Origin of the sequence: Mesorhizobium sp. M6A.T.Cr.TU.017.01.1.1 (assembly GCF_004023115.1) — a bacterium.
In the GTDB taxonomy this organism is placed as follows: domain Bacteria; phylum Pseudomonadota; class Alphaproteobacteria; order Rhizobiales; family Rhizobiaceae; genus Mesorhizobium; species Mesorhizobium mediterraneum.
On sequence record NZ_RZTA01000081.1, the window covers coordinates 23481 to 30286 of the forward strand.

6 protein-coding genes are annotated in these 6806 nt (G+C 64.1%); all 6 read left to right on the plus strand.

Annotated features, from left to right (window positions below):
• Window positions 1-2 precede the first annotated feature (2 nt).
• Window positions 3-1160: an energy transducer TonB gene (locus EOB36_RS23050; protein ID WP_128285767.1), complete on the plus strand. Its 1158-nt coding sequence runs from the start codon at window positions 3-5 to the stop codon at window positions 1158-1160.
• Window positions 1161-1200: 40 nt separating this feature from the next.
• Window positions 1201-2511 (plus strand): Tol-Pal system beta propeller repeat protein TolB, encoded by a 1311-nt coding sequence (gene tolB / locus EOB36_RS23055; protein ID WP_128285768.1) that lies wholly within the window; start codon window positions 1201-1203, stop codon window positions 2509-2511.
• Window positions 2512-2787: 276 nt separating this feature from the next.
• Complete coding sequence (gene pal / locus EOB36_RS23060) at window positions 2788-3294, plus strand: peptidoglycan-associated lipoprotein Pal (RefSeq protein ID WP_095487393.1); 507 nt, start codon at window positions 2788-2790, stop codon at window positions 3292-3294.
• A 202-nt stretch (window positions 3295-3496) separates the two neighbouring features.
• Window positions 3497-4582, plus strand: a complete 1086-nt coding sequence (gene ybgF, locus EOB36_RS23065; protein WP_126104541.1) for a tol-pal system protein YbgF — start codon at window positions 3497-3499, stop codon at window positions 4580-4582.
• A 51-nt stretch (window positions 4583-4633) separates the two neighbouring features.
• On the plus strand, window positions 4634-6007 hold the full coding sequence (gene tilS, locus EOB36_RS23070) for a tRNA lysidine(34) synthetase TilS (protein WP_128285769.1): 1374 nt from the start codon (window positions 4634-4636) through the stop codon (window positions 6005-6007).
• A gap of 123 nt (window positions 6008-6130) precedes the next feature.
• The coding region (locus tag EOB36_RS23075; RefSeq protein ID WP_164897590.1) for an ATP-dependent metallopeptidase FtsH/Yme1/Tma family protein at window positions 6131-6806 on the plus strand (676 nt) is incomplete at its 3' end.

Sequence of the window (6806 nt, forward strand, 5' to 3'; positions counted from 1 at the left end):
AGATGAGGACCGGCCTCACCACATCGGTGATCTTGCATGCGACGGCGATCGCCTTCGGGCTGTTCACGTTGTCCTCGCCGCCTGCGATGCCCGCATCCGACGTGGAATCGGTGTCGGTCGAGATCGTGCCGATGGAAGCAACCGCGCAGTCTCTGCAAGGCGACAAGAAGGCCGTGATGCACGAGAAGCCGGCGCCGCTGCCCACACAGCGCCCCGACATCGTTCCCGATGCCCAAAAAGTCGGCGAGAACAGTGTCGACACCGACAAGCCGATAACGCCGGAAGCCAAGCCCAACCCGGTCGATCTGGCCGAGGCACCGCCGCCTGCGCCGACGCCGAAAGAGAAGCCGAAGCCCGAGGACGTGCCGAAGCCGAAGGAACAGCCCAAGCCTGTTCCGGCGACGGAGGTCGCACCGGTCCCGCAGCCGAAGGAAGAGGTGAAGCCGGAGCCGGTCAAGCAGGCGGAGCCTAAGCCGACACCGGCCAAAGAGCCGGCACCGACGCCGCCGCAGGACAAGACCGCCGCCATCGACCCGCAGCCTGAGGTCAAGCCGGACGCCGTCGCCGAAGCAATAACGAAAGAGCAGCCCACCGAGACGACGCAGCTTCCCGACTCTGCGCCCGCCCCGCAGGCGCGGCCGAAGCCGCAACCGGCCCAGGCCGAAAGCGCCAAGGCGCCGGAGCGCAAGGACGCCGACAAGCCGGTCAAGGAAGCCTCGTCCAAGCCGAAGTCGGAAGACAAGCAGTTCAACGCCGACGAGATTTCGGCGCTGCTCGACAAGCGGAAGCCATCCGGCGGCGGCGCCAAGCGTTCAACCCAGCAGGCATCGCTCGGCGGCGACAAGAACCAGGGCCAGAAGCTTTCAAGGTCGGAGCAGGGGGCGTTGGAGGCCCAGCTTGGTGGTTGCTGGACCCTGCCGGCAGGGCTGGAGGGTTCGGAGAATTTCATCGTCGTAGTCCGGTTCAACCTGGACGCCTCCGGCAAGCTGGATGGCCGGCCGTCCGTCGAAAAATCGAGCGGAAACCGCCCGTTCGACGAAAGTGCCGTTCGCGCGGTTCAGAAATGCGATGTGGCCGGTCTGCAGGTTCCCGCTGGCAAACAAGACATCTGGGCCGACGTTCGGGTCACCTTCGATCCGAGGGAGATGCTGGGCCTGTAGGCCTGGCGCCCGTAGAATCATTGAAGAGAAGCGAGAAGACATGAAATCCATCCTCAAGCCGCTCCTGATGATCGTAGCGATGGCGCTGGGCATGACTGCTGCCGCCACCTTGCCGGCGTGGGCGCTCGTTGAGCTCAACGTCAACAAAGGCAATGTCGAGCCGCTGCCGATCGCCATCACCGATTTCCAGGGCGGCGATGCGCTGGGCGCGGAGATTTCCGGTATCGTCAGCGCAGACCTGAAACGCTCCGGCCTGTTCGCGCCGATCGACAAAAGCGCCTTCATCGAAAAGATCTCGAACCCGGATGCCACGCCCCGCTTCGAGGACTGGAAAGTTATCAATGCCCAGGCGCTGGTCACCGGCAGCGTCAGCAAGGAGGCCGACGGCCGCGTCCGCGCCCAATACAGGCTGTGGGACACCTTTGCCGGCCAGCAGATGTCGGGCGAGCAGTTCTTCGCCAACGACGCCAATACAAGGCGTGTCGCTCATATCATTGCCGACGCCATCTATGAGCGGCTGACCGGCGAGAAGGGCTATTTCGACACGCGTGTCGTCTTCATCGACGAATCGGGCGCAAAGAACGCGCGCAAGAAGCGCCTCGCCATCATGGACCAGGACGGCGCCAACGTCCGTTACCTGTCGAACGGCAAGTCGATCGTGCTGACCCCGCGTTTCTCGCCGAACCGGCAGGAAATCACCTACATGTCCTATGAAAGCGGCCAGCCGAAGGTCTATCTGCTGCAGATCGAGACCGGGCAGCGCGAGCTGGTCGGCGACTTTCCCGGCATGACCTTTGCGCCGCGCTTCTCGCCCGACGGCCAGAAGGTGATCATGAGCCTGCTGCGCGACGACGGCAATTCCAACATCTTCGCCATGGATTTGAGAAGCCGCTCGACGACCAGGCTCACCAATTCGGCGGCCATCGACACCTCGCCGTCCTATTCGCCTGATGGCAGCAAGGTGGTGTTCACCTCCGATCGCGGCGGCCGCGCCCAGATCTATGTGATGGGCGCCGACGGTTCGGGCCAGACCCGCATCTCCTTCGGCGACGGCGTCTATTCGACGCCGGTGTGGTCGCCGCGCGGCGATCTGATCGCCTTCACCAAGCAGACCGCCGGTGAATTCCAGATCGGCGTCATGCGCATCGACGGTTCGGGTGAGCGCATCCTTTCAACCGGCTTCCAGCAGGAGGGGCCGACCTGGGCGCCCAACGGCCGGGTGCTGATGTTCTTCCGCGATTCAGCCGGCGGTCCGAAACTCGTCTCGGTCGATCTCACCGGCCGCAACGAACAGTCGATCCCGACCGCGAATTTCGCGTCGGATCCAGCCTGGTCGCCGCTGCTCGAGTGAGAGGAATTGGAGAAATGAAGAATTGAAGAATTGAAGAGATGAAGAAAACGGGATTCCTCAACTCTTCAATTCACTCCTTTCCACGGCTTGGTCGCGTTTTAGCCGCATTTCCGCCTAGGGTCCGCGCACATTGTGGACCCCTTGGGCGGCCCCTGGCAAAACGGCTGCGGACGGCAGCCGAAACCAAATTTTAACCGTGTTTCTTGAACGCCGGTTAACCCAAACGTGGTTACTGGACGATCAACGAAATCACTCGAATTGCGAAGGAGAGGCGGCATGGGCCGTATCGCAGCACTTACCAGAAACCCGGTGATGATCGCGCTGGTGGCGTCGCTCGCCATCGCCGGTTGCGCCTCGAAGAAGACCCCGAACAGCGCCGCCGATCTCGGCCTCAGCGGCGCCGGCGCGGCAACGCCCGGATCGGCCCAGGACTTCACCGTCAACATCGGCGACCGCATCTTCTTCGACACGGATTCGTCCTCGATCCGCGCCGACGCGCAGACGACGCTTTCGCGCCAGGCGCAGTGGCTGAACCAGTATGGGCAGTATGCCATCGTCATCGAAGGCCATGCCGACGAGCGCGGCACGCGCGAATACAATCTGGCGCTCGGTGCCCGCCGTGCCGCCGCCACCCGCGACTTCCTCGTCGCCAGGGGTGTTTCCGGCCAGCGCCTGAAGACCATTTCCTACGGCAAGGAGCGTCCGGTCGCGGTTTGCGACGACATCTCCTGCTGGTCGCAGAACCGCCGCGCCGTCACCACGCTCAGCGGCGCCGGTTCTTGATCGGCAATTCCTGATCGGCAGAAATGCAACACATATGTGCGAAAGGCGGCGACGGCCGCCTTTTTCATGTCCGGCACCCGGATATGAGACTTGAAACAAAATTTGGCCGAAGTCCTGCGTCCTGCTAAGAGCCAAGGCGCCTGACGATCCCACTCCGATCGGAAGGCATGCAACAGGCAAACAATTTCACGGCGAGAGGCACATGCATTTCAGATCGGTCTTGAGCGGCACGCTTGCGCTGCTGCTCGTATCAAGCGTCGCCGCACTTGCTGCCGGTACCGGGGCAAGCGGCAACGAGCAACAACCGTCGAAAGGCGGTTTTTCCTTCCACCTGCCGACGCTCGGCATTTTCGGTGAAAAGAAAAAGCCGGATCAGGTTCAGTTCGCACAGGATGGCACCGGCACTACCGCACTGCAGGAGCAGCTCCGGCAAATGAACGGCAAGATCGAGGAGCTCAACTTCCAGGTCCTGCAGATGCAGGAGCAGATCCGCAAGCAGCAGGAAGACAACGAGTTCCGCTTCCAGCAGCTGGAAGGCGGTTCGCAAGGCGCGCCGCAACCAGCGGAGCAGAAAAAGTCGGACGCCACCACCAACACCGACAGCAGCGTCGCCGAGGCTCCGGCGACGCATGCGCCGGCCGATACGGGCACACCGCCCGCCGGCGCCCAGGGCGAGGACGTCATCGTCGAATCGCCGACTGGCGAACCCGGCAGGGTGATCCCGGGCACGCCTCCGAAGACGTTCGGCACCATCACCGTCGACAAGAACGGCAATGTGGTCGACGCCGACGGCAACACGCAGGCACATGCACCGGCGCAGAACACCGCCCCAGCCACTAACGATCAAGCCGGCACGCAGGCTGGCAAGTCCGACAATACGGTGGTTGCGGCGCTGCCTGCCACCGACGACCCGGAGGAACTTTACCGCAACTCCTACCAGTTCATCTTGTCGGGCGACTACAGCACTGCCGAACAGGGCTTTCGCGACCACATCGCCCGCTTCCCCAAGGACGCCAAGGCGGCGGACGCGCATTACTGGCTGGGTGAGTCGCTACTCGGGCAGCAGAAATACCGCGACGCGGCCGAGACTTTCCTCGCCGCCAGCAAGGACTATCCGAAGGCCAAGAAGGCTCCTGACATGCTGCTGAAGCTCGGCGTGTCGCTGGTTGGATTGAACCAGCGCGACGTGGCCTGCGCCACTTTCGGCGAGATCGGCAAGCGCTATCCCAACGTTTCCGGCGCGCTTAGGGAACGCGTCAAGCAGGAAAGGGCGCTCGCGGCGTGCTAGTTTTTTCTTGCATGTCGTTGCCCCGGACCCACTTTTGGGCGACATGTATTGATGCTCGAAACCGAGCCTGACCTTTCGGTTTTTTCGCGGATCGACTTTACCCACGGCGCTGTTGCGGCCGTGTCCGGCGGCAGCGACTCCACCGCCCTTCTCCTTCTCATCAAAGATCACCTCGACCGCAGCGCGCCCGCAACGAAATTGCTGGCTGTGACGATCGATCACAATCTGCGGCCGGGCTCGGCGGCAGAAGCGCAAGCCGTGGCCAGGCTTTGCGCCGCGCGCGGCATTGCCCACCGCATTCTGGTCTGGTCCGGGCGCAAGCCGTCGACCGGCCTGCCGGCTGCCGCGCGAGAGGCCCGCTACCGGCTGCTGGCCGAGGCAGCGCAGGCGGAGGGCATTGGCCTGATCCTAACCGGCCACACTGCCGACGACCAGGCCGAGACCGTGCTGATGCGGCAGGCGCGCCAGGAGGGGTCGCGAGAGGCAGGGCGAGGCCTTGCCGGCATGGCGCCCGCAACCCTTTACGACTGGCGGATCTGGATCGCTCGGCCGCTTCTCGGCACGCGGCGTGCGGCGCTGCGCGAAGTCCTGCGACGCGCGAACGTCGGCTGGACCGAAGACCCGACCAATGACGACGAGGCTTTCGAGCGCCCGCGCATTCGCGCAGCGCTTGCCGGCGACAATGGCGCGCAGCGCGTGGCAGATGCGGTGGCGCTGGCCGCGCGGGCTGCGGTGGAGCGCGAGCAGCTTGGCCATTGCGCGGCCGCGCTGATCCGTGGCTTTGCCAGCAGGCCCGCCGATGGCCTTATCCGTCTCGATCCGGGTTTTGCGACGGCCGGCGACGAGCCGGCGGCCGTCTACGCGCTGCGTATCCTGCTGGCGACTGTCGGCGGCGTCGCCTTTCTGCCCGACCAGGCGCGCAGCGAGGCGCTGCTCGACCGGCTGAGGGCCGCGCCATTTTGCGCCACATTGTCGCGGACGGTGGTCGATGCACGGCGTGCCGGCATTTTCCTGCGTCGCGAAACCCGCAACTTGCCGCCCGCTGCTCCTGCCGTGGACGATGCTCTCTGGGACGGCCGCCGGAGGATCACATTGGGCGACGAGCCAGGTGCATTTTTGATCGCGCCGCTCGGCGCGGCTCGTGCCGCAAAACGGGAAATTGCCGAAGACGGCACGCCGCCAAGCCTTGTCCGCGCGGCCCTGGCGGCCGAGCCGGCGTTGTGGCGCTCAAGTGGACCTCTTGGCGAAAGCCTTAGTCCGGTGCAGGACAACCCGGCCTTGCCACGAATGGCGGCATGCCCGGTCGTCGCACCTTTTGCCCGCTTCCTGCCGTCCTTCGACCTGGCGCCGGCCGGAACTGTCGCCGCGCTGATCGGCGCGCCGCTCCTCCCTGCCACGCCTTTCAGCGGCCACACTGCCGGTTGATGATGGGCGAAAGCTTAACCGCGACATGCTGTTCTGCTTGGCAAGGGAGGACGCCATCCCTATGTTAGACCCAAGTTTCCTCTCACGACGCGTGTCCGCCAGCGGACGCCAACGGGACAATTGATGAATCCGAATTATCGCAATCTCGCGCTCTGGGCGATCATAGCGGTCCTGCTCATCGCTCTCTTCAATCTGTTCCAGACGCCGCAGACGCGCGGAGCGGCGAGCGACGTCCCCTATTCGCAGTTCCTGCAGGATGTCGCGGCCGGCCGGGTCAAGACGGTGACCATCGCGGGTGCCCGCATTTCCGGTACCTATACCGACACCTCTACCGGCTTCCAGACCTATTCGCCTGGAGATCCGTCGCTGGTTTCGAGGCTGCAGGACAAGAACGTCACCATCAATGCGCGCCCTGAATCAGACGGTTCCAATTCGCTGTTCGGCTATCTCATCTCCTGGCTGCCGATGATCCTCATCCTTGGCGTCTGGATATTCTTCATGCGCCAGATGCAGTCCGGCTCCGGCCGCGCCATGGGCTTCGGCAAGTCGAAGGCCAAGCTTTTGACCGAGGCGCATGGCCGCGTCACCTTCCAGGATGTCGCCGGCGTCGACGAAGCCAAGCAGGATCTGGAGGAGATCGTCGAATTCCTGCGTGATCCGCAGAAGTTCCAGCGGCTTGGCGGCAAGATTCCGCGCGGCGTGCTGCTTGTCGGCCCTCCCGGAACCGGCAAGACGCTGCTTGCCCGCTCGGTCGCCGGTGAAGCCAACGTGCCGTTCTTCACCATCTCCGGCTCGGACT